Annotated in this window: 17 protein-coding genes; 15 read left to right on the forward strand and 2 right to left on the reverse strand. The window is 58.7% G+C overall.

Annotated elements, in window-relative coordinates:
• Positions 1–90: 90 nt before the first annotated feature.
• Positions 91–978, forward strand: coding sequence for a threonine/homoserine exporter RhtA (rhtA, locus tag KP808_RS15510; protein ID WP_122258420.1), 888 nt, complete (start codon positions 91–93; stop codon positions 976–978).
• Between the two features lie 175 nt (positions 979–1,153).
• Positions 1,154–1,468 carry a hypothetical protein gene (locus tag KP808_RS15515; protein ID WP_230018904.1) on the forward strand — a complete coding sequence of 105 codons (315 nt, stop codon included), beginning with the start codon at positions 1,154–1,156 and terminating at the stop codon, positions 1,466–1,468.
• Positions 1,469–1,500: 32 nt separating this feature from the next.
• Here KP808_RS15515 and KP808_RS15520 read toward each other — a convergent pair whose 3' ends face one another.
• Both KP808_RS15520 and KP808_RS15525 read right to left on the reverse strand, forming a co-directional pair.
• Positions 1,501–3,309: an aminopeptidase P family protein gene (locus KP808_RS15520; protein WP_230016446.1), complete on the reverse strand. Its 1,809-nt coding sequence runs from the start codon at positions 3,307–3,309 to the stop codon at positions 1,501–1,503.
• 57 nt (positions 3,310–3,366) lie between these two features.
• Complete coding sequence (locus tag KP808_RS15525; RefSeq protein WP_230016447.1) at positions 3,367–4,560, reverse strand: cysteine desulfurase family protein; 1,194 nt, start codon at positions 4,558–4,560, stop codon at positions 3,367–3,369.
• Between the two features lie 586 nt (positions 4,561–5,146).
• Between KP808_RS15525 and KP808_RS15530 the strand changes: the two genes are divergently transcribed.
• From KP808_RS15530 to ssuE, 13 genes are all read left to right on the forward strand, one after another.
• Entirely contained in the window at positions 5,147–6,268 is a 1,122-nt protein-coding gene (locus tag KP808_RS15530; RefSeq protein ID WP_230016448.1) for a DegT/DnrJ/EryC1/StrS family aminotransferase, read from the forward strand.
• A gap of 5 nt (positions 6,269–6,273) precedes the next feature.
• Positions 6,274–7,824, forward strand: a complete 1,551-nt coding sequence (locus tag KP808_RS15535; RefSeq protein ID WP_230016449.1) for a lipopolysaccharide biosynthesis protein — start codon at positions 6,274–6,276, stop codon at positions 7,822–7,824.
• A gap of 3 nt (positions 7,825–7,827) precedes the next feature.
• The gene (locus KP808_RS15540) at positions 7,828–8,763 is read left to right on the forward strand and encodes a glycosyltransferase family 2 protein (protein ID WP_230016450.1); all 936 of its coding nucleotides are present in this window, start codon (positions 7,828–7,830) and stop codon (positions 8,761–8,763) included.
• Positions 8,753–9,205 carry a low molecular weight protein-tyrosine-phosphatase gene (locus tag KP808_RS15545; protein ID WP_058401906.1) on the forward strand — a complete coding sequence of 151 codons (453 nt, stop codon included), beginning with the start codon at positions 8,753–8,755 and terminating at the stop codon, positions 9,203–9,205. Before KP808_RS15540 ends, KP808_RS15545 begins: the two co-directional genes overlap by 11 nt.
• Positions 9,206–11,413, forward strand: coding sequence for a polysaccharide biosynthesis tyrosine autokinase (locus tag KP808_RS15550; RefSeq protein ID WP_230016451.1), 2,208 nt, complete (start codon positions 9,206–9,208; stop codon positions 11,411–11,413).
• A gap of 53 nt (positions 11,414–11,466) precedes the next feature.
• Positions 11,467–11,979 (forward strand): transcription/translation regulatory transformer protein RfaH, encoded by a 513-nt coding sequence (gene rfaH / locus KP808_RS15555; RefSeq protein ID WP_058401904.1) that lies wholly within the window; start codon positions 11,467–11,469, stop codon positions 11,977–11,979.
• An 88-nt stretch (positions 11,980–12,067) separates the two neighbouring features.
• Complete coding sequence (locus KP808_RS15560) at positions 12,068–13,069, forward strand: glycosyltransferase (protein WP_230016452.1); 1,002 nt, start codon at positions 12,068–12,070, stop codon at positions 13,067–13,069.
• Entirely contained in the window at positions 13,066–14,283 is a 1,218-nt protein-coding gene (locus KP808_RS15565) for a glycosyltransferase family 4 protein (RefSeq protein ID WP_230016453.1), read from the forward strand. The genes KP808_RS15560 and KP808_RS15565 overlap by 4 nt, the downstream gene beginning before the upstream one ends.
• Before the next feature lie 83 nt (positions 14,284–14,366).
• Positions 14,367–15,482 carry a glycosyltransferase family 4 protein gene (locus tag KP808_RS15570; RefSeq protein ID WP_058401901.1) on the forward strand — a complete coding sequence of 372 codons (1,116 nt, stop codon included), beginning with the start codon at positions 14,367–14,369 and terminating at the stop codon, positions 15,480–15,482.
• Between the two features lie 73 nt (positions 15,483–15,555).
• On the forward strand, positions 15,556–16,785 hold the full coding sequence (locus KP808_RS15575; protein WP_230016454.1) for a glycosyltransferase family 4 protein: 1,230 nt from the start codon (positions 15,556–15,558) through the stop codon (positions 16,783–16,785).
• A 12-nt stretch (positions 16,786–16,797) separates the two neighbouring features.
• Positions 16,798–18,207: an undecaprenyl-phosphate glucose phosphotransferase gene (locus KP808_RS15580; protein ID WP_230016455.1), complete on the forward strand. Its 1,410-nt coding sequence runs from the start codon at positions 16,798–16,800 to the stop codon at positions 18,205–18,207.
• 63 nt (positions 18,208–18,270) lie between these two features.
• Entirely contained in the window at positions 18,271–19,359 is a 1,089-nt protein-coding gene (locus KP808_RS15585; protein ID WP_230016456.1) for a polysaccharide biosynthesis/export family protein, read from the forward strand.
• Positions 19,360–19,608: 249 nt separating this feature from the next.
• Positions 19,609–20,190 (forward strand): NADPH-dependent FMN reductase, encoded by a 582-nt coding sequence (gene ssuE, locus KP808_RS15590; protein ID WP_230016457.1) that lies wholly within the window; start codon positions 19,609–19,611, stop codon positions 20,188–20,190.
• Positions 20,191–20,195 lie beyond the last annotated feature (5 nt).

Here is a 20,195-nt window from a genome sequence, read left to right on the forward strand (position 1 = left end):
AAGATTGCGCAATATATTGCCCACGCATCGATTGTTGCGCATCATGTCCGCTTACCAGCACCCGGATCACCCCCAGGATGTACAACCGAAATGTCTGAGAAACCCCACACTATAGCGGCCGCCCTTTTCCCTTTGGGGCTGCTGATGATCGCCATGATCTCCATTCAAAGCGGCGCGTCGCTGGCAAAGAGTCTTTTCCCCGTAGTGGGCGCGCAAGGCACCACGACCTTGAGGCTGGTATTTGCGAGCCTTATCCTTATCGCCATCCTGCGCCCGTGGCGAGCGAATCTGACCGCAAAATCGCTACGCACTGTGGTGATCTATGGCATTGCGCTGGGCAGCATGAACCTCCTCTTCTATATGTCGTTGCAGACTGTACCTCTGGGAATCGCGGTCGCGCTGGAGTTCACCGGCCCACTGGCTGTAGCTCTGCTGTCTTCGCGCAAGCCCATCGATTTCCTATGGGTTTCTCTGGCAGTCATCGGCTTATTACTATTGATCCCCCTCGGGACCTCGAACGAAGCGATTGATCTGGTCGGCGCTGCTTATGCTCTCGGGGCCGGGGTGTGCTGGGCCGCTTATATAGTGTTCGGGCATAAGGCAGGTGCAGACAACGGCGTACAGACCGCCGCGCTTGGCGTGATGATTGCCGCACTCTTCATCGGACCTGTCGGCGTGATACACGCAGGCTCTGCATTACTGGACATATCACTGATACCGGCAGCACTGGGTGTCGCCATTCTGTCGACCGCCCTGCCCTACAGCCTGGAAATGATCGCCCTGACGCGAATGTCGGCGCGCACATTCGGCACGCTGGCAAGTCTGGAACCTGTCTTCGCAGCGCTATCAGGTCTGGTGTTTCTTCACGAGAGCCTTTCACTGACCCAATGGCTGGCAATTGGCGCAATCATCTTCGCATCCATCGGCGCCACCCTTGGTTCTGCAAACACAAAACCTCAATTGGTCCCTGCCGACTGAACTGACCACGCAGTCACAAGGTCAAGAAGCGATATGGCACTAGCATTTGTTGAGCGCATGCGCCATGTTTACGCCTGACCTACTCATGTTCGAGAGTTCTGCGTCACAGTTTTACCGACTCATGATCCAGTCAACCGGATGGATCGCGATCAGCAATGGCCCGCTAAGGAAAGGAATGAAATACATTTTTATCGCATTGGCCATGTTGGCTGTGGCAGGTTGTGCAGCTACATCCAAGCCCGTCAAGCAAAGCAAGCGCGGCATTCACATCAACTGCTCCGGCCTGACGTCTTCCTGGGCCAAATGCTATGAGCTTGCGACCAACGCCTGTGCGTCAAGGACGTTCAAGGTCATCGCAAAATCGGGCGATGCCACAGAAGAGCCGGAAGACTATCCGTTCGGCCTCAACCCCGCTGGTTATACCAGCCGCAGCATGATCATTGTCTGTAGAAAAAGCACACCACTGACGGATCCGTTACCGCAGGACTGAGCCTGCGGCAACTCGCTTCGATCCATCCAAGATCAGACAGCAACCGTGCGTGCCTGCAACCACAACAGCGCTGTACCCTGCAGTAGAGGGCTTAACCTCGCGAGAACCTGAGCGTGGTAATCGTTCAGCCAGGTGCGCTCTTCCTCGTTCAACATCGAGACCTCGATGCAACGCGTATCGATCGGGCACAGTGTCAGGGTTTCAAAGCGCAGGAACTCGCCAAACTCGGTAGTGCCTGCTTCCTGGTTAATCACCAGGTTTTCGATGCGCACACCCCACCGTCCGGGCCGGTAAGTACCGGGTTCAATGGACGTGATCATGCCCGGCAGCATGGCCGTCTGCGGCGTTGCAGGTGCCTGATAGGCAATGACTTGTGGCCCTTCATGGACGTTCAGAAAATACCCGACACCATGCCCGGTGCCATGACCGTAGTTGACGCCTTCACTCCAGATTGGCGCCCGGGCAATGGCATCCAGCAACGGCGACAGAATGCCCTTGGGAAAATGAGTGCGCGATAACGCGATAACGCCTTTGAGAACCCGAGTACAGTCGTGCTTCTGCTCGGCACTCGGCGTGCCGATAGCAACCATGCGCGTGATATCGGTGGTGCCGCCAAGGTATTGACCGCCCGAGTCGATCAACAGCAAGCCATCACCTTCGATCTGCGCATGCTCCGCTTCAGTCGCACGGTAATGCGGCATCGCACCGTTGGCATTGAAACCTGCAATAGTTGCAAAGCTGGGTGAAACATATCCAGGACGTCGCTCCCGTGCCTGAGTAAGCTTTTCATCAATCGTCATTTCGCTGATGGGCTCACGTCCCAGCGCGCTGTCCAGCCAGGCGAAGAACTCACAGAGCGCCGCACCATCCTGCTCCATTGCCTGACGGATATGACCGGCATCGGTCTCGGTTTTTTGCGACTTCAGCAGCGTACTCGGATTAAGCCCTTCGACCAGCGTGACTTCACTGTCCAGGTAATCGAGCAAGCCGCAGGTAACACGCGCCGGATCAACCAGCAGTCGTGCGTCTTTCGGCAGCTCGCGCAAGGCTGCGCCAATCTGCGTGTACTCCATGAGATTGATACCGTCGCGCTCCAGACGCGAACGCACCGAGTCCGGCACTTTCCGTGAGTCCAAGAACAGCGTGACGCTATGCGGGCCGATCAGGGCGAAGGCGATGAAAACCGGATTATAGGAAACGTCAGCGCCACGCAGATTGAACAGCCAGGCTATGTCATCCAGTGTTGCGATGAAGTGCCAGTCAGCGTTTCGCTCGGCAACGATCTGGCGAACACGAGCCAGTTTTTCAGCACGGTCCAGAGATGCCTGAGGGGGCAAGTGTTCGTAGATTGGGTGAGACGGCAAGGCAGGACGATCCTGCCAAAGCTCGGTGAGCAGATCGATATCCGTACGCAGGCGGGCGCCGCGCGCGTAAAGCCTGCTTGCAAGGGTGCGCGAAGAGGCAACGGCCAGGACCGCCCCGTCAACGGCAACCACACTTTCGGCTTTGGCTTCGTCTGCCAGCCATTCAAGCGGACCCTGCTGGCCCGGCAACAGTTTTACCAGTTCGATACCGCTACCTGCCAGTTCCTTGGTTGCCTGCTCCCAATAGCGACTGTCAGCCCATATGCCTGCAAAGTCCTGGGTAATGATCAGTGTACCGACCGAGCCGTGAAAACCCGACAGCCACTGGCGCCCCTGCCAATAGCCGGGCAGGTATTCGGAGAGGTGCGGATCCGCTGACGGCACCAGATAGGCATCGATGCGCTCCCTGCTCATCAAGGCGCGGGTTTGCGCCAAACGTTCTGCCACTTCTGAACTGGCATTGGATTGCGTGCTCATTGACTCTCCTGCTGACCCGGAAATTGACTGCTTTCACCGGTTCAGATAATGGAGCACTCATCGAGACTGAGCAACCGCCCAAAACGCTGGCTGAATCAGACAGGCATGAATCGACTCGGCCGCACGCTCGATATCCTGATCACGCGTGTAGCGCCCCAGGCTCAGGCGTATGGTCTGGCCGGCAGCCTGCGGACTCAGTCCCAGAGCCAGCAGGACATGTGAAGGCAGGTTCTTCGCCGAGTTACAGGCCGAGGTGGAAGAGAAGGCAAGTCTGTCGCCCAGCGCTGCTATGTCGAGATCGTTGTGGGTAAACGTAAAACTGAGGGTGTGGGCAATCCGCTGGGTGGGACTGCCGTTGATACACACCCCCGGAATATCAGCCAGTCGCTCACAAAGAAGGCGATTGAGCCGCTGTATTTCAACAACCTCTTCTTCAAGCACTTCGGCCGCCAGGGCAAAGGCCGCGCCCATCCCGGCAATCTGATGCGTCGCCAGGGTACCGGAGCGCAGCCCACATTCGTGCCCGCCCCCGTGAATCTGGGCGAGAACCCGTTGCTGCGCGCGCGGGCCGACATACAGCGCGCCAATCCCTTTGGGCCCATAGATTTTGTGTGCAGAAAGCGACATCAGATCTACTTCAAGCTGGCTCAAGTCAATCGGCAACTTGCCAGCGCCCTGCGCAGCGTCGACATGCAACAACGCGCCGTGGGCCCGTACCCGCCTGCCGATTTCCGCGATGTCGTTGACCGTACCCAGTTCGTTGTTGACCAGCATCAGCGAGACCAGAAACGTATCATCGCGCAAAGCAGCACTGACCGCGTCGGCGCTGATCAGGCCATCGCTGTCCGGTGCCAGCCAGGTAACCTCGACGCCCTCTTCCTCAAGTTGCCGGGCAGTATCAAGGGTTGCCTTGTGTTCGATCTGACTGGTGATGAAATGGCCGGACCTGCCTCCGGCGAATGCTGCCTGCCTCTTCGCGCGCTCTTGAGCCACGCCCTTGAGTGCCAGATTGCTGGATTCGGTGGCACCGGAGGTCCAGATGATCTGCGAAGCCTGAGCACCTACCAGATGGGCGACCTGCTCACGGGCAATCTCTACCGCAACGCGGGCCTTTTGTCCGAATGAATGAGCGCTGGATGCAGGGTTGCCAAAATTGCCTGCCACACCCAGACAATCAACCATGACCCTGATAACACGCTCGTCCACAGGTGTAGTGGCGGCGTAATCAAAATACAGCGCTGGCTCTTTCATGTTCGTTCTCCTGCTTGCAGTCTGTGAACACGATCATGCACCAAACCAGATAGAACCAAAAATTATCAATTAATATTTATATATAACAATTAGAAATATAAGCAGGCCGATATTGTAAAATCCGATGACTTATTGTCGTCTTGCAGAGCGCGTTCAGCGTGTCATTTAAATACACATGGAGGATGATATTTTTTTGACACCCTTATAAATCATATAGTTATAAAATCTGCTCGACCATTTATCAAAAATATAACAGAAAGCTGACGAAACAATTCGACAGATACCCTGCCGCCACCGATATATAGGACCGTCAGGCGCATTCCGTTGTCACGCACATGCCGCAGAGCATAGCGTCGGGATAATCAAGCCGAAGTCGACCGCTGTTCCGTCCCACGCTGTCAGTTATTTCCACGGTGCTCATCAGGCGTCGGCGGATGTCTGTTGACTCCCCATTCTATTTTTAAAGTGCTGAACACGTTCGGTGTGGCGGTAGCGTTGCCTGAAGCAATGCAGCGCCTGCACGCAAAAAAAGATGTCCGGTCACCCACTCGGCAACACCCCGATTCAGAGAAACATGGAGGCTTCGATGATTAATGTGACCAAGACGTATCTGGGTGATATCGACCAGTTCAAACGCTACGTAGAAGGTATCTACGCCCGTGGCTGGCTGACCAATCACGGCCCGCTGGCCAGGGAACTGACGGACCGGCTCAAGGACTATCTGGGCGTCAAACACATTATTCTGACCAACAATGGCACCCTGGCCCTGCAGGTTGCCTATCGGGCTCTGGGGTTGAGCGGCAGCGCCGTTACAACGCCATTCAGTTTCGTCGCCACCAGCAGCTCGCTGCAATGGGAAGGTATTCGCCCGGTCTTTGCCGATATTGATCCGGACACCTGGAATATCTCGCCGCAACACATCAAACGCAGCATCGTCGAAGACACCACAGCAATCGTGGGCACCCACGTGTTTGGCAATCCTTGCGACGTAGAAGCCATTCAGCAAATTGCCCGTGAACATAAGCTCAAGGTGATCTATGACGGCGCACATGCATTTGCCGTGCGCCATGCAGGCCAGTCGGTGCTCAACCATGGCGATATCAGCACCCTGAGCTTTCATGCCACCAAACTGTTTCACACGATCGAAGGCGGCGCGATCATCACCAACGATGACGAACTGGCCAGAAGCGCCCACCTGATGTGCAACTTTGGCATATCGGGAGTAGACCGAATCGACGGCATCGGCATCAATGCCAAGCTCAATGAATTCTCCGCAGCCATGGGGCTGTGCATTCTCGACAACATCGGCAACATCCTTGAAGAGCGCGCGCAAATCGCTCACCGCTATACATCAGCACTGGAAAGTTATCTGGATCTGCAACAACCCCAGGCCGACAGCGAACTCAATAACAGCTATTACCCGGTGGCGCTGCACAACGAGCAACAGCTGTTGACGGTGCGCACGGCACTCAACCTGCGCAAGATCAACCCACGCCGGTACTTTTACCCCTCACTCGACACCCTTGAATACCTGCAGCCACAGCCCGGCCAGCCTGTGTCCAGAGCATTGAGCGAACGAGTGCTGTGCCTGCCGATCTATCCCGGCCTGCTGAGAAACGAGCAGGACCTGGTCATCCGCACGCTGATCGAAACCTGTGGTGTGACTGATACGGACTACCCGGCTTGCTCCGCTGCCGGGGTCTGCTGACTATCATGCGTGGCACAGCCCCGGTCATTCGCAACCGCCCGATCATTCGCAGCCGCTCGATCATTCGCAACACCGTCCTGAACTACAGCGGACAGGCCTATGTAATGCTGGTCGGGATTCTGATCATGCCGTTTTATCTCGGCCATCTAGGTGCCGAGGCCTACGGCCTGATCGGTTTCTTCACCCTGCTGCAAGCCTGGCTGCAACTGCTGGACGCAGGGTTGTCCCCCAGCCTGGTGCGCGCGGTGGCACATCAGCAAGGCACTCCCGTGAGCGAACAAAGCCTGGGCCGTCTGCTGCGCTCATTCGAACTGATATTTCTGCCCATCGCGATGCTCTGCGGGCTGCTTATCCATGTCGCCAGCACCTGGATCGCAGCACAGTGGTTGAACGCCAATACGCTGCAACCCGACACACTGGCGCAGTGCATCACCCTGATGGGCATCGTCATCGCCTTGCGCCTGTATTCGACACTCTATAAAAGCGCCATTCAGGGCCTTGAGCAGCACGCCTGGCTGAACGCTGCGAATGTGTCGATTGCAACGCTGCGCTACTTCGGCGGCTTGCTGCTGGTCAGTCAGTTTTCCCGGGACCCACAGGACTTTTTTATATTTCAGCTTGTAGTCGGGCTGCTCGAAGCCCTGCTATTTGCCAGCAAAGCCCGCAGCCAGATGCCTGCGCCACACTGGCTGACCGGCCTGGACTGGCAACTGGTCAAGCCGCTGATGCCCTTCGCCGCCAGCCTGTCGTTGAGCGCAGTGCTGTGGATTGTGCTGACTCAGGTGGACAAGGTGCTGCTGTCGAATCTGCTGCCGCTGGATCAGTACGGCTACTTTTCACTGGTTGCGTTGATCGCCACTGGCATCGTGATGCTGAGCAACCCGCTGGTTCAGACGCTCTTGCCGCGCCTGACCGTGTTGATGGCCGAAGGTAGACGCGACGACATGCACACGTTGTTTCTGGCAGCCAATCGCCTTGCCTGTACCTTTCTGTTCCCGCTGGCAGCGGTCATTGCCCTGTATGCCGAACCGCTGATTATCGCCTGGACGGGTGATGAAGCCGCCGCGCGCTGGAGTGGACCGGTGCTGGGCTGGTACGCGCTGGGCAGCGCAATCATGGCCGCCAGTGCTTTTCAGTTCTACCTGCAATACGCCCATGGCCGAATGCACTTGCACCTGTGGTACAGCGTGATTTCGACACTGATCAGCGTGCCTGTAATGTTTGTGGCTATCCATTATCAAGGCGTTTACGGCGCAGCGCTGGCGTGGTTTTTTCTGCGTGCGACGTCCTTCGCCATATGGCCCGTCATCGTCCATCGGCACCTGGCACCGGGCCTTCATCGCCAATGGTTGAGCGACATTCTGCGGATCAGTGCGATGACCGCTGCGGGCCTGGCGATCAGCGCGCCTGTGTTCCATCTGATTGCCGATGAAAGCCGTGGCAGCCTGCTGCTGGCGCTCGCCGCCAGTGGTCTTGTCACTCTGACACTGGTAGCGGCAAGCCATAGACCGCTGGCGTCGAAAATCTATGTTTTGTTCAGCAAACCGAGTACCTGAGCCATGGACGACACTGCAAAAAATACCGACGAGGCCTGCATGGCACCGCCGTTGCTGAGCATCATATGCCCCGCCTACAACCAGGAGGCCTTCATTGCTCAGGCACTGGACGGGTTTCTGTCACAGCAGACCGATTTCAGGTTCGAAATCCTGATCAACGACGATGCATCCACGGACGGCACTGCACGCATCATTGCGCACTACGCCGAGCGGCATCCGACGATCATTCGGCCCTTCTATCAGCAGGTCAATCAGTACAGTCAGGGCGCGCCTTGCGTTCCGGGCCTGTTCGCTGAAGCCCGCGGCCGTTATATCGCCTACTGCGAAGCCGACGATTACTGGACTGATCCGCGAAAGCTGCAGTTGCAAGTGGACTTTCTCGAGAACCATGCCGATTACGTCATCACCTATCACGATGCGTTCGCCTTCGACGAACACGGCCAGTACGGCGTGCAGCTGCAAGGCCTGTTACGCAGCGACGCTACGGCGCTGGAGCTGCAACAGGCCAGACGCCTGTCGACCCTGACCGTCTGCTTTCGCAATGTATTCAGCACAATGCCGCCAGAATTGAGCATGTGCGGAGCACCGTTGAACGATATGTGCTGGTGGTCGTTGCTGGGGGCTTACGGCAAAGGCAAGTTCATGGCGCAGATCAAGCCGGCTGCCTATCGGCTGCACCCCGGCGGCGTGTTTTCCATGCGCAGCGACAAACGCAAATTGCATATGAACCTGCAGACCTGTTCAAGCCTGGCCAACTATTACAATCGTCTGGGCAATCAGCCCCTGTACGAACACTTCCTGATGCAGACGGTGTGCCTCTCGCTGGCCGCGCTCGCCCCCCGCCACAAACTGCAGACGTTGTGGAAAGTGGCCGGCAACGTTGCCGTCAACCTGAGCAAACGCCTGTTGCCAACCACTGGCAAAGCACATGTTCAGTAACGTACTGGTGTTGTGCGTCGGCAACATCTGCCGCAGCCCGATGGCCGTCGCGATGCTGCATCAACGCTTGGAGGCCACGCAGGTGCGCGTTCAATCAGCAGGCATCGCCGCGTTGTCAGGTTCGTCCATCGACCCGGCGGCTCGGCAGGTTCTGCAATCGCACCGGGTGCAGCCTCAGCGCCATGCAGCTCGGCAGATGAGCCGTGAGCTGCTACGCCAGGCTGACCTGATTCTGCTGATGGAGCAGGCACATTTTGCCGACGTCCTCAAACTCGCACCCGAAGTACGCGGCAAAGCCTTTCTGATCGGTAAATGGCAACACCCGCTCGACATCGCCGACCCTTACCGACGTCCCGCATCAGCCTTTGAACAGACCTACGCGCAGCTCTCACGCTGCATTGACGACTGGCTTCCTCATTTTCAGTCAGGAGCAACAGGATAAATGACCGCCATGAACCGTCCTTCGCTGGATTTCCACCAGGACTCCCGGATTGATCTGGCAGCGGTCCTGCGCATGCTGTTCGATCACAAAGCGCTGATCCTGTGGACCGTCAGCCTGTTTTTTCTGATCGGCCTGGGCTACGCCATTCTGGCCACGCCGGTGTATCAGGCCACCGCCATGATTCAGATAGAGCCCCGAAAAATCGGCATCGAGGGCACCCCGGAGGTCAGCGCCAAGCCATTGTCAGTGTCACAGGCGACCACCGAGATCGAGCTGATCAAGTCGCGCGCATTGTTGGGCAAGGTCGTCGACGATCTGAAGCTCAGTACGCTCCAGACACCCGACTTCTTTCCAGTGATCGGCCCCTATCTATATCGCACCTTCAAGCCGGTGCGCGACGGTGAATTGGCTAAGCCGTTATTCGGCCTGACGCAATACGCGTGGGGTGGCGAGAAAATCGAGGTATTCCAACTGGAAGTGCCGGAGCACCTGCTAGGCGAAAAACTCACCCTAACCGCGGGCAAGCCTGGCCAGTTCTCGCTCTACGATAACGAACACAATCTGCTGCTTGGTGGCACCCTCAACCGTGTTGTCGAAGGCAACGGGGTAAAGATTCAGGTCGCCACGCTGCGCGCGCGTCCCGGTACCGATTTCAGCGTCTCCAGACAGCGCACGCTCAGCACCGCGCTGGTTTATCAGAACCGGTTGAAAATCGCCGAAGCCGGCCGGGACTCGGGCATCATCTACCTGTCCATCGAGGACCAGGACGCACAGCGGGCCAACCGGATTCTCGACGAAGTCAGCCATCTTTATGTACGCCAGAACGTGGAGCGCAGTTCGGCCGAGGCCGCGCAACGGCTGCAGTTTCTACGCTCGCAGTTGCCTGCCGTGCGCAAACAGCTGGAGGACGCGGAGACTGCGCTGAACACCTTCCAGACCAGCGCCAGGTCGGTGGACCTGAGCATCGAAACCAAAGGCGTGCTTGATCAGGTAGTCAGCCTCGACTCGATGCTTTCCGAACTGAAACTCAGGCGCGTAGAGCTGGAACGGTTGTACACCCGTGAGCACCCGACCTATCGCAGCCTGATGAGCCAGATGAACCAGCTGGAACAACAGAAACAAGGCCTGTTGAAGAAGATCGACGCGCTGCCCATGACCCAGCAGGAGTTGCTGCGTCTGACCCGCGATATGCAGGTCATCAGCCAGACCTACACATTGATGCTCAACAAGAGTCAGGAGCAGGACATTCTGCGTGCTGGCAGCATTGGTAATGTGCGGGTCATCGACAACGCCGACACCAATGTCGAGAAACCCGTCAAACCGATGAAGACGCTGATTGTGCTGATCGCCACGCTGATCGGCGCACTGGTCGCGATGACCATCGTATTCGTGCGCCAGGCGTTCTATCGGGGCATCGAGAGCGCCGAAATCATCGAAAGTCTGGGCATGCCGGTCTACGCATCATTGCCTCACTCGCGGCAGCAGGAACGCCTGGAAAAGCGCGATCAGGACAGCAAGGACTCAAGACTGCTGAGCATTGCCGCACCTGGCGAGCTGGCCATCGAGTCGCTGCGCAGCCTGCGTACCAGCTTGCACTTCGCCATGCTGGAGGCGCGCAACAACGTACTGATGATATCGAGCCCGACACCAGGCGCCGGCAAATCGTTTGTATCGAGCAATCTGGCAACCATCATTGCCCAGACCGGCAGGCGCGTCCTGTTGATCGATGCCGATATGCGCAAAGGCTACCTGCATAGGCTCTTTGGCCTGCAGCCCAAACACGGTCTGTCCGACACGCTGGCCGCCCGCTTGCGGTGTACTGAAGTCATCCATCAGACGCGGGTCCGGCATCTGGATTTCATCTCCTGTGGTTTCGCGGCACCCAACCCCTCGGAACTGCTGATGCATGACAACTTCAACAGGATGCTGACCGAATTGTCGCCGCTGTATGACCTGATCCTGATCGACACGCCACCCATCCTTGCCGTGACCGACGCGACACTGGTGGGTCGCCAGGCAGGCACCTGCCTACTGGTTGCCCGTTTCGGCATGACCACCGTCCAGGAAATCGAGGCCTGCAAACGCAGGCTGGGCCAGAACGGAATTCTGATCAAGGGTGCCATTTTCAACGCGGTGGTGCGCAAGGCCACGACGTCCGATTACGACTACGCAGCCTATGGCTACAACTACCACCCTGCGCCCCGATAACCCGTATTGACGCCTGCCGTTCACTGCGCTGTTTCATTTAAAAGGAATTAATCATGGCCCTCTCCGCCCAGGACGCTCGCTGGTATCTGATCCAGACCAAACCGCGTCAGGAAGCCCGCGCCGAAGAGCATTTGCGACGCCAGCATTTCCAGTGCTACCGACCGTTGCAGGTCGATGCGAAAAAAACCGCTGCCAGGGTTCAGGCCGACGAGCCTTTGTTTCCCGGCTACCTGTTCATTCAGATGGATCAGGTACAGGACAACTGGTACCCGATTCGCTCCACCCGTGGCGTCTCGCGCATCGTGACGTTCGGCGGACACCCGGTGCCGGTTCGCGATCATCTGATCGAGCAGATCCGCCAGCGGCTCTCCGCACCTGCGCCCAAAGCACGATTTATTCAGGGTGATCCGGTAATGATCACGACGGGCAGCTGGAGTGATGTGGAAGCCATCTTTCTGAGCGAAGACGGCACCGAGCGTGCAGTGATTCTGCTCAACATGCTGCAACGCCAGCAAAAAGTGGTGTTGCCCATCAGCAGCCTTTCAAGGCTCGAAGCCCGCGCGTAAAGGCCTGCCGCACTTGCATGAAACTACCTCAGGCGCGTGCCTGAAACATGCGTCGTCCGTCTGCTTCCACTGCCCCCGGAACCCCACCATGCCCCACCAGACCACCCTGGTGACGCTCACCTATGGTGACCGTTTCAGCTATCTGCACACATTGATCAGCCGCTCGCTGAAGAGCCCGCTGATTGGTCGTGTGATCATTGTCAGCAACGCTTCCGTCGCACCATTGCAGGCGCTGTGCGACGAGTGGCCCGAGCGGGTTCAGGTGATCTGGCTGCCTGACAACACCGGCTCGGCCAACGGCTATTCGACCGGCATCAAGGCCGCGCTGGAGAACGGCGACGATTACATCTGGCTGATGGACGACGATAACGCGCCGACCGCTCATGCCATTGAGGTATTGCACCGGTCTCTGCAAGAACGGGAAACGATCGACGGCCGGGACAATTGCGCAGTGCTCGGCTTTCGCCCCACGCATCAAGCGGACATCGCCGCGGGTGTACCGCTACGTTACGCCATTCAGAGGCGCTCGAGCTTCTTCGGCTTTCACATCGCCCAGTTGCCATACAAGATCTGGCGACGCCTGCCTTGGGGAAAGCCGGGGGCCAGCGTGGCCATGCCGGAACGGGTACAGCTTCCTTTCGCTACCTACGGGGGGTTGCTGGCCCACCGCAGCCTGTACAAGAAAATCGGCCTGCCACTGGACGCACTCAAGCTGTACAGCGATGACACCGAATACACCTGGCGCATTACCGACGGTGGCGGGAAGGTATTTCTGGTACCCGAAGCGTTGCTGGAGGATCTCGAGGACTCATGGAACATCAAGGCGCGCACCCGCAACGTCTATGAAAGCTACCTGTCGGGCGGATCGGACCTGCGCGCTTATTACGCCGCGCGTAACCAGGCGTGGTTCGACCGGCATATCTGGGCGTCCTCCCCCCTGCTCTACCGACTCAATCGCCAGGTGTTTCTCTGCCTGTTGAGCCTGTATGCCTGGCGCTATGACGCCGACGCGCGTCTGAACCTGATCAACGACGCCATTCACGATGGGGAAGCCAGCAGGCTGGGCCTGAACAAGGCCTACCCGTTATGAAGATACTGTTTATCAGCAGCCTTTATGCGCCCGATATCGGCGGCGGCGCAGAGATCATTCTGCAACGTACTGTCGAGGGCTTGCAGCAACGTGGACACAGCGTCGCCGTGCTGGCCACCACCGATCGGCCCGGCCTGCAGTTGGCAGAGGTCAATCGGGTCAAGGTCTATCGCGCCGGCCTGCTCAACCGGTACTGGCACTTCATCGCCCAGCGTCCGGGCCGTCTGGCGCGGCTTGCCTGGCACTGGCGCGATCGCTACAACGCCGGCATGCGCGAGTACGTGAGGCGAGTGGTGGAACTGGAGCAGCCGGAGCTGGTGGTGTGCCATAACCTCACCGGCTGGTCGGTGTCGGCGTGGGACGAAATAACCGGGGCCAATCGCCCGATCGTGCAGGTCCTGCATGACTTTTACTTGCTCTGCCCGGCCAGCACCATGTTCAAGAAGGGTCATAGCTGTCAGCGCCAATGCACGATGTGCTCGCAGTTGCGCAGCAATCATGCACAGCTGTCAGAACAGGTCGACACGGTCGTTGGTGTCAGCCGCTTCATGCTCGACACCTTGCAGGCGCAGGGCTATTTCAAAGGCGCGCGGGGTTACGTGGTGCATAACGCCAGCCCGTTCACCCCGCCGATTTCCGGGCAGCCCAGAGCCCCCATCGATGACGCCCCGTTGCGCTTCGGTTACCTGGGCACGCTGTCCACAAACAAGGGGCTGGGATGGTTGATTGATCAGTTTCAGCACCTGCCGTTCAAAGCCACCCTGCAGATTGCCGGGCGTGGACAGGCGGCCGATGAAAAGCATTTCAGGGCCATGGCCACATCACCGGACATCAGCTTTGTCGGCGCCCAGAGGCCCGAAGACTTCTACCGCCAGATCGACGTGGCAATCGTCCCCTCCCTGTGGAATGAGCCGTTCGGCATGGTGGCCGTCGAGGCCTGCGCACACGCCCTGCCCGTCATCGCCAGCCGCATGGGCGGGTTGACGGAAATCATTCAGGAACCTCTAAACGGTCTGCTGTGCAGCCCCAATGACCCGGACTCGTTGGGGCTGGCAATGCTCAAGCTGCACCAGCAACCGGAACTGCTGGCACGCCTCGGCAGCCAGGCACGCAACAGTGTCGCGTCGTTGATGAACCTGGACCTGATGCTGGACCAGTACGAAAGCATCTTTGCCCAGACCCTGCAGGACCGCCGCATATATGTCACACAGTAACGGGGCGCAATCTGCCCCATCAAGCCCGTTCAAGGACAGAACCTGGCACCAGCCAGATCACCCTCATCAGCAGGATGCTCGAGATGATTGTCATCAATTCACGGTTCCTCACCCAGGATGTCAGCGGTGTACAGCGTTACGCAGAGCAAATGTGCAGAGCCCTGAAGCGGCTGCGCGACGATCTGGTATTCGTCGCTCCGCGCACTATCAGGCTACATGACTGTGCCAGCGCACTGGAGGCCCAATGCATCGGTCATTCCACCGGGCATATGTGGGAACAGATCGACCTGCCGCTTCACCTGAAACGTCAAGGCAGCCCGCTGCTGATTTCGGTCAGCAACACAGGGCCAATGTTCTATGGCAATCAGATAGCCACTCACCACGACATCACCTATGTACGCTATCCGCAAAGCTACACCCGGCTGTTCCGCCTGGCCTATCGGACCATCACCCCGATTCTGCTGTCACGCGCCAGAACGCTGATCACCGGCAGCAGCTTCTCGCGAAGGGAAATAACCTCGTTCTATGGCTACGCCGAGGACAAGGTGCTGGTCGTGCCCGCTGCGGTCAGTGACGAATTCACCCCGGGGCCGACACCTGTCGATCAGCCGAGATACCTGCTTGCAGTTTCCTCACCCGCCGTACACAAGAATTTCAACCGGATGATTCAGGCATTTCTGAGTTTGCGTAGCCACACCGACCTGCAACTGCATATTGTCGGCGCTGCCAGCGCACTGTTCGCCGACCCTGACCTGCAACACCTCGCCTGCCGTGACCCGCGCATCCGCTTTCTGGGGCGACTTAACGATGCCGAGCTGATCAGCCAGTATCAGGGTGCCACAGCGTTCGTATTTCCTTCGCTTTACGAGGGGTTCGGCATTCCGCCGCTTGAAGCCCAAGCCTGCGGTTGCCCGGTGCTGGCCGCCAATGCCGCTTCAATCCCGGAAGTGCTGCAAGGCAGCGCATTGTATTTCGACCCGCTGGACGTCAGCCACATGGCCGCAGCAATGCAGCGCGTGCTGGTGGATGCGCCGTTGCGCAATGCGCTGCGTGCTCAGGGGTTGCATAACGTGCAGCGTTTTTCCTGGGACCTTTCCGCGCAACGCCTTTCCCAGCGTATCGATGCGCTGCTGGAGTCTGCTCCTGCGTCGCAGAGCAAGCGCCATGTCGTACCCGAGTCGTCCGCCGGCAAACCCTGAACCCACAACAGTAACGCCAGCACGCGCCCTGTCGCATCCGCAGTAGCGCGGGCCATTACAGCAAGGAACGCCCATGAGAATTGCTATCGTCCACGACTGGCTGGTGAGTTACGCCGGTGCCGAGCGTGTGCTTGCTTCAATGATCAACGTCTGGCCCGATGCGGACCTGTTTGCAGTCATCGACTTTCTCAGCGATCAGGACCGCGCGCAGCTGCGCGGCAAGGTAGCCAGAACCACGTTCATCCAGAAGCTGCCCGGCGCACGCAAACATTATTCACGCTACCTGCCGCTGATGCCGCTGGCCATCGAGCAACTGGACCTCTCCGGCTATGACCTGATCATCAGCAGCAGTCACGCAGTCGCCAAGGGCGTGCTTTGCGGCCCGGACCAACTGCATATCAGCTACGTGCACTCGCCGATTCGCTACGCCTGGGACTTGCAGCACCAGTACCTGCAGGAATCAGGACTGGGCAAGGGAGTCAAGGGCAGCCTGGCGCGCCTGGTCCTGCATTACATGCGCCTTTGGGACCAACGCACGTCGACCGGTGTGGACGCATTCATTGCCAATTCGGGCTTTATCGGTGCACGCATCTCCAAGGCGTATCGACGTGACTCGACCGTCATCTATCCGCCGGTGGACACCCTCGGTTTCACCCCCCACGGCGCGCGCGCGGACTTCTATCTGTGTGCCTCGCGGATGGTGCCTTACAAGCGCATGCCAATGATCGTCGAAGCCTTTGTCGCCATGCCGGACAAACGCCTGATCATGATCGGTGACGGACCGGACCTGGCCAAGGCGCAGGCCATTGCCAGGCAGGCGCCCAATGTAACGCTGCTGGGTTTCCAGCCTGGCGCGGTATTGCTGGAATATATGCGCGGCGCCAAAGCGTTTGTCTTCGCCGCCGAAGAGGATTTCGGCATCAGCCCGGTTGAAGCCCAAGCCTGCGGCACGCCGGTGATCGCGTTCGGCAAGGGCGGCATCATGGAGACCGTGCACGGTCTGGATCACCCGCAACCGACCGGCGTGCTCTATCGGCAGCAAACCGTGGCAGCGCTGAGCGCCGCCATCGGCGAGTTTGAAGCTGCGCAATCACGCATCACGCCGCAGGCCTGCCGGGCCAACGCCGAACGGTTTTCGGTGGCGCGTTTCGAGCAGGAGATCAAAGCCTTCGTCGAGAATCGTCTGGCCACCTCGCATCTGGTGCATCTGGCCCGCCTGCCCCACCCGCACCGGGTCGCCCAACCATCGCCGGTCTCGGGTAGCGAACTGCCAGGCCGTGTCATCCCCATAAAAACCGTCTGAGCGAGCCCTCCAATGCGCACTTCCGTCCGCGGCATTCTGCATGCCCATCAGTCAGCGCTGTCGCTCGCCCATCGTCTACTGGACCTGATCATCATCGTGTTGACCGGTTACTGGCAAACCGGGCTGCAGGTCAGCAACAGCACCGAGGCCTGGTCGCACATCATTCTCGCGGTACTGGTATTTCACTGGGTCAGCGAATATCACCAGCTATATGGTTCATGGCGTGGCGAGCGCATCCTGCGCGAATTGACCAAGGTTTTCAGTTACTGGGCGATGACCTTCATCACCCTGCTGTCACTGAACAGCCTGCTGCTCAACCAGACGCAATTGCCCGATAACGGCCAGATGAGCTGGTTCGCCCTGGCGCTTGCGGTGCTGTGCGGCTATCGACTGCTGATCCGCCTGGCCCTGCACACGCTGCGTCGGCACGGCTTCAATACGCGCCGGGTGGTAATTGTCGGGACCGGTCAGGTCGGCGAGCGACTGGCCCGCTCCATCTCCCTCGCGCCGTGGATGGGGCTGAACCTGCTGGGGTTTTACGACTCGCACCCGCAGCAGATGAATCTGCTGGGCGAAAAACGCCGTCTGCCAGTGCTGGGTGATCTGAACCAGTTGATAGAGGATGCCCGTGCAGGCCGTTTAGACAAGGTGTACATCACCCTCGCGTTCAGTGCCGAGCCGCAATTGCGCGAGCTGATTACCGGTTTGAGCGACACCACCGCCTCGGTGTACCTGATTCCCGACGTGTTCATGTTCGACCTGCTGCATGCCCGCAGTGAAAGCATCAATGGCCTGGCCAGCATCAGCATTTTCGATTCGCCCATGGACGGTGCCTGGAGCCTGGTAAAGCGCGCCGAAGACATCGTCCTGTCCGGTCTGATTCTGCTGCTGATCGCCCTGCCACTGCTGGCCATCGCGGCGGCCATCAAGCTCACCTCTGCGGGCCCGGTGCTGTTTCGCCAGCGCCGCTACGGACTGGACGGCCGTTCGATCATGGTCTGGAAATTTCGCAGCATGAACGTTCAGGAAAACGCCGATGTGGTGCTTCAGGCAACGCGCAATGACGCACGGGTAACGCCGCTGGGGGCATTTTTGCGGCGCACTTCGCTGGATGAACTGCCGCAGTTCTTCAATGTGCTGCACGGCGATATGTCCATCGTCGGCCCGCGCCCTCACGCCATCGCCCATAACGAGCAGTACCGCAAACAGGTCAGCGGCTACATGTTGCGCCACAAGGTCAAACCCGGCATCACCGGCTGGGCGCAGATCAATGGCTGGCGCGGTGAAACCGACACACTCGACAAGATGCGCATGCGCGTGGAATTCGACCTGGAATACATCGAGCACTGGTCGATCTGGCTGGACCTCAAAATCATTCTGCTGACGCTGTTCAAAGGCTTCGTCAACAAGAACGCCTTCTGACGTTTCCGCTGAGTGAACGAACACGCCGAAAGAAAGGAGCAATGCCATGAAAGGAAAAACCCAATGAATCCAAGGTTAGTTGCTTTACTGCTCACCAGCCTGGCGCTGCAAGGCTGCGCATTCGCCCCGGGGCAGCACATGACCCGGGACGACGTTACCACCGTTAAACCAGACGAACCCCGGGCGCAACTGGTCGAGGTCACACCGAAAAGTCTTCAGCAACAGCAACAACGCGCCACCGCAGATGCCAAGGCACTGCCGCAGGCGCTGCTTGACTACAAGACTCCGGAATACGTGATCGGCGCTGGTGATACCTTGCTGGTCACCGTGTTCGAACACCCGGAACTGACTGCGCCAGGCTCGCAGGACCAGCTGGATGCCAACACCCGGGAAGTGCTCAACGATGGCACGCTCTACTTCCCCTACGTCGGACGAATTCGCGCGAGCGGCAGAACGGTGAGCGAAGTGCGCGAGCAGTTGCGCATGGGGCTGGCGCCGCAATACACCGAGGTCAAGGTCGACGTCAAAGTGCTGCGCTACAACAGTCAGCGAATACTCCTGTCCGGTTCCTTCAAAGTGCCCGGCCCGCAACCCATTACCAACATTCCGTTGAGCCTGGTGCAGGCCGTAAGTGTCGCGGGAGTTGACCTGACCGATGCCAATCTGGCCGGTCTGACCCTGCGCCGCGATGGCCGCGATTACTTGATCGACATCGACTCGCTGAACCGCAGAGACTCGCAACTGAGCAGAATCTTCCTGAAGGATGGCGATTACCTCCACTTGAACAGCGTTTCGCGAAACAAGATCTACGTGCTGGGCGAAGTACGTAACCCGCAAGTGATCTCCTTCGGCACCACCCGCCTGACGTTGCTGGAGGCGCTGGGCAACTCCGGCGGCCTCAGCCCGGACAGCGCAGATGGCGATGCGGTGTATGTGATACGCGGTGCGGAAAACTTTGCCGAAGCGACCTCCACCGTTTACCACCTCAATGCCAGGAAGCCCACCGCCTACCTGCTGGCGGGGCAGTTCGAGCTCAAGGCGCAGGACGTGGTATTTGTCGGCCCGGCCGATATCACCCGCTGGAGCCGATTCATCAGCCAGTTGCTCGGTTCGGCCAGTGTGGTGCAGACCGGCGCAGCGTTCCGCAACTGACTTTGACGTCGCTTTGAAAATCTTCCTGCAAGCAGTTTTGCGGGAATTTTTTTGGCCCGCCGAACAACGCGAAACTGTTGCCTGAGCAACAGTCGTTCAACAGTTGGCTGGCTTTTCGTCAGCATCGCAACACAGCACCGTCTGTATGAAAAGCGCGCAAGCCCAATGCCTGCGGGCCATCACCGGACCTTGCGAAGGCTGGCACACAAGCTGCTTTACAGACACACGCTTATCGCAAGGAAATCCCATATGCTCGTTGTTTCACTTTCCGGCAGCCCCTCCCCAAAATCCCGTTCCGGCGTAGTGCTGGCCCATGCCAGCCGCTGGTTGCAAAGCCACGGGGTGGAAGTCACCACGCTGCGCATACGCGACTTCAATGCCGAGGACCTGCTTTTTGCCCGTTTCGACAGCCCGCAAGTGCTGGAACTTATCGAAGCGGTCAGGCAAGCCGATGGCCTGCTGATTGGTACGCCGGTCTACAAGGCATCATTTTCAGGCGCACTGAAAACCCTGCTCGACTTGCTCCCCGAGCGCGCACTGCATGGCAAAGTAGTCCTGCCGCTGGCCACCGGCGGCAGTATCGCGCACATGCTGGCCGTGGATTACGCCCTCAAACCGGTACTGTCGGCGCTCAAATCGCAGGAAGTGCTGCACGGCATCTTCGCCATCGATACCCAGATCAGCTACGACGACAACGAAGAAGGCGGCACCCTGGACGAAATCCTCACCGAGCGCCTGCATGAGGGGCTGGAGCACTTCCATCAAGGCCTGCAACGTCGCTTGCAGGCACGTCACAAGCAGGCCGGCGGGCATTTGCAGCTGGCTTTATAGCCCGG

The sequence above is a fragment of the Pseudomonas savastanoi genome, from assembly GCF_020917325.1.
Classification (GTDB): domain Bacteria; phylum Pseudomonadota; class Gammaproteobacteria; order Pseudomonadales; family Pseudomonadaceae; genus Aquipseudomonas; species Aquipseudomonas amygdali.

Excerpts from the sequence above, each read along its gene's own strand:
- KP808_RS15560 (WP_230016452.1), top strand. The coding sequence starts at position 12,068 with ATGCCCCACCAGACCACCCTGGTGACGCTCACCTATGGTGACCGTTTC.
- rhtA (WP_122258420.1), top strand. The coding sequence starts at position 91 with ATGTCTGAGAAACCCCACACTATAGCGGCCGCCCTTTTCCCTTTGGGG.
- KP808_RS15525 (WP_230016447.1), bottom strand. The coding sequence starts at position 4,560 with ATGAAAGAGCCAGCGCTGTATTTTGATTACGCCGCCACTACACCTGTG.
- KP808_RS15575 (WP_230016454.1), top strand. The coding sequence starts at position 15,556 with ATGAGAATTGCTATCGTCCACGACTGGCTGGTGAGTTACGCCGGTGCC.
- KP808_RS15545 (WP_058401906.1), top strand. The coding sequence starts at position 8,753 with ATGTTCAGTAACGTACTGGTGTTGTGCGTCGGCAACATCTGCCGCAGC.
- KP808_RS15585 (WP_230016456.1), top strand. The coding sequence starts at position 18,271 with ATGAATCCAAGGTTAGTTGCTTTACTGCTCACCAGCCTGGCGCTGCAA.
- KP808_RS15565 (WP_230016453.1), top strand. The coding sequence starts at position 13,066 with ATGAAGATACTGTTTATCAGCAGCCTTTATGCGCCCGATATCGGCGGC.
- KP808_RS15530 (WP_230016448.1), top strand. The coding sequence starts at position 5,147 with ATGATTAATGTGACCAAGACGTATCTGGGTGATATCGACCAGTTCAAA.
- KP808_RS15535 (WP_230016449.1), top strand. The coding sequence starts at position 6,274 with ATGCGTGGCACAGCCCCGGTCATTCGCAACCGCCCGATCATTCGCAGC.
- ssuE (WP_230016457.1), top strand. The coding sequence starts at position 19,609 with ATGCTCGTTGTTTCACTTTCCGGCAGCCCCTCCCCAAAATCCCGTTCC.
- KP808_RS15550 (WP_230016451.1), top strand. The coding sequence starts at position 9,206 with ATGACCGCCATGAACCGTCCTTCGCTGGATTTCCACCAGGACTCCCGG.
- rfaH (WP_058401904.1), top strand. The coding sequence starts at position 11,467 with ATGGCCCTCTCCGCCCAGGACGCTCGCTGGTATCTGATCCAGACCAAA.
- KP808_RS15540 (WP_230016450.1), top strand. The coding sequence starts at position 7,828 with ATGGACGACACTGCAAAAAATACCGACGAGGCCTGCATGGCACCGCCG.
- KP808_RS15580 (WP_230016455.1), top strand. The coding sequence starts at position 16,798 with ATGCGCACTTCCGTCCGCGGCATTCTGCATGCCCATCAGTCAGCGCTG.
- KP808_RS15520 (WP_230016446.1), bottom strand. The coding sequence starts at position 3,309 with ATGAGCACGCAATCCAATGCCAGTTCAGAAGTGGCAGAACGTTTGGCG.
- KP808_RS15515 (WP_230018904.1), top strand. The coding sequence starts at position 1,154 with ATGAAATACATTTTTATCGCATTGGCCATGTTGGCTGTGGCAGGTTGT.
- KP808_RS15570 (WP_058401901.1), top strand. The coding sequence starts at position 14,367 with ATGATTGTCATCAATTCACGGTTCCTCACCCAGGATGTCAGCGGTGTA.